Annotated in this window: 2 protein-coding genes; both read left to right on the top strand. The window is 48.0% G+C overall.

Features of this window, described 5'->3' with window-relative positions:
* Positions 1–555 precede the first annotated feature (555 nt).
* Entirely contained in the window at positions 556–1,728 is a 1,173-nt protein-coding gene (locus tag ACYVTD_RS11490; protein WP_461247907.1) for a type III PLP-dependent enzyme, read from the top strand.
* Between the two features lie 38 nt (positions 1,729–1,766).
* A partial coding sequence (locus tag ACYVTD_RS11485) for an alanine--tRNA ligase-related protein (RefSeq protein WP_461247906.1) occupies positions 1,767–2,612 on the top strand: 846 nt, incomplete at its 3' end.

Raw genomic sequence — 2,612 nt, 5'->3', positions numbered from 1 at the left:
ATAATATCATTTCAAAGTTATTTTGTAAATAGGAAAAAGCCGTTTTTTCATGAAATATAGAAGTTTTTTGCTATACCCAATACTGTTTATACGAGCGTTTTTTGCATTGTTTTATACATTATTTATTGGGTAATATCAATTGTTTCTACGAATTGTCTATGCACGCAACGTAACGGACACCGTTTTTTCATAACGTACATTGCCTTGTTGAAAACGCTATATGTGGAATGTTAGCGGTAGAAGATGTATGCCCAATAAAATACTTGTTAGTACGGGCGGGCAGGCGGTGTGCCGGAAAAACATTTTCGGGGCTCTTAGCCGGAGGAGACTTTGGTATAACCAAAGAAAATTCAGAGAATAAAAGTTCGGCGACAAACTACAATAAATCTTTCTTATCACCACTATTTAGTCGCCGAAAGGCTCCGTAGGCGGCGTTCCCCCGAAGTTTTTTTGGCACGCCGCCTGCCCGCCCGTACTAAAGATAATCTTTAGGCATACATCTTGCCCCCCTGCCCCATTCATGCTAAATTAGCGTTATTACATCAGGGAGGGGCCATGATACGTAGAGCCGAATATATAACAGACGCCGAATGGAAAAGGTTTATGGAGTTTTCCGAAAACCTAGAAACACCGTGCATAATAATCAACCTTAGGGGCATAAGAAGCAACTACCTTAAAATGCGCGATTCTTTCCCGTACGCGCAGATTTACTACGCCGTAAAAGCGAATCCCGACAGGGAAATTATTTCCATGCTGGACGAATTAGGCTCTAACTTCGATCTCGCCTCGCGCAACGAGCTTGATCTTGTCCTAAGCATGGGAATATCGCCAGACCGTATGTCTTACGGAAACACCATAAAAAAAGCGAAAGACGTCGCGTATTTTTACGAAAAGGGCGTGAGGATGTTCGCTACCGACAGCGAGGGCGACTTAAGAAACATCGCCGAGTACGCTCCGGGATCGCGCGTTTATGTGCGTATCGTCATGGGCGATTCAAGCACCGCGGACTGGCCGCTTTCGCGCAAGTTCGGCTGCCATCCCGACATGGCTTACGGGCTTCTGATTATGGCGCGTTCGCTCGGGTTAACGCCCTACGGCATTTCTTTTCACGTTGGAAGCCAGCAGAGGGACATCGGGCAGTGGGACGAGGCTATTGCTAAAACAAAGTACCTGTTTTCTTCCCTTGAAAAAGACGAAGACATACGCCTTACGATGATCAATATGGGCGGCGGCTTTCCCGCTTCCTATATCCAGCCTTCCAACGATTTAACCGATTACGCCACGGAAATATACAAATACCTGACCGACGATTTCGGCTCCGAGATTCCCTTCATCGTGCTTGAGCCGGGGCGTTCTCTTGTTGGCGACAGCGGCGTATTAATAACCGAAGTCGTTTTAATTTCCAGAAAAACCCAGACCGCGCTTAACCGCTGGGTCTACCTGGACACGGGCAAATTTAACGGGCTTATAGAAACCTTAAACGAATCGATTAAATATCCCATTGTTACGGGCGTTGAGGACGGCTGGGCGGAGGAAGAAGAGGTTATTATCGCGGGACCCACCTGCGACAGTCAGGACATTCTTTACGAAACACATAAATATTTGCTTCCTATAAATCTAAAAATAGGCGACAAGTTATATTTCCTTTCCGCGGGGGCTTATACGGCAAGTTACGCCTCGGTAAACTTTAACGGGTTTGCCCCGATTAAGACTTACATCATGAAATAGACTTCACTCTCTTGCGCTATTTATGCTAAACTGTACTCATGACGGCCGATGAATTACGTTCCAAGTATATCAATTTTTTCGTTTCCAAAGGGCACGCTCAGATACAGGGGAAATCGCTCCTGCCGGAAAACGATCCTACCGTGCTTTTTACTACGGCGGGAATGCACCCTCTTGTCCCCTATCTTTTGGGGCAGGATCATCCGGCGGGCAAGAAGCTGGTGGATTACCAGAAATGCATCCGCACGGGGGATATCGACAGCGTGGGGGACACGAGCCATCTCACTTTTTTTGAAATGCTCGGCAACTGGTCTTTGGGGGACTACTTTAAGGAAGACGCGATTAAAATGAGTTTTGAATTCCTCACTTCCCCGCAGTGGCTTAATATCCACGTTGAAAAATTGGGGGTTACGGTTTTTAAGGGCGAAGGCGACGTTCCAAGAGACGACGAGTCGGCTGAAGTTTGGAAGAAGATGGGCATCCCCGAAAACCGCATCGCCTATCTGCCGAGGGAGGACAACTGGTGGGGACCGGCGGGAACCACCGGCCCCTGCGGCCCTGATACCGAAATGTTTTACTACACGGGCGACGCGCCCTGCGGGCCGGACTGCAAACCGGGCTGTTCCTGCAAAAAATGGCTGGAAATCTGGAACGACGTTTTCATGCAGTACAACAAAGACGCCTCTGGCGCTTACGAGCCGCTGGCGCGAAAATGCGTGGATACGGGCATGGGCATAGAAAGAACGGTAACCGTGCTCAACGGCAAGGCAAGCGTTTACGACACCGATATTTTCGCGCCTATTATCGCCGCGATTGAAAAGGCGTCCGACGGCTGTTTATACGGAAAGGATAACGAAAAAGATTATTCGATACGGATTATAGCGGAT

This window comes from Treponema sp. R6D11, from assembly GCF_054786075.1.
This window is presented reverse-complemented; position numbering and strand designations above follow the sequence as displayed.

Bases quoted from the DNA above. Each gene is read 5' to 3' on its own strand.
- ACYVTD_RS11490 (WP_461247907.1), top strand. From the start codon at position 556: ATGATACGTAGAGCCGAATATATAACAGACGCCGAATGGAAAAGGTTT.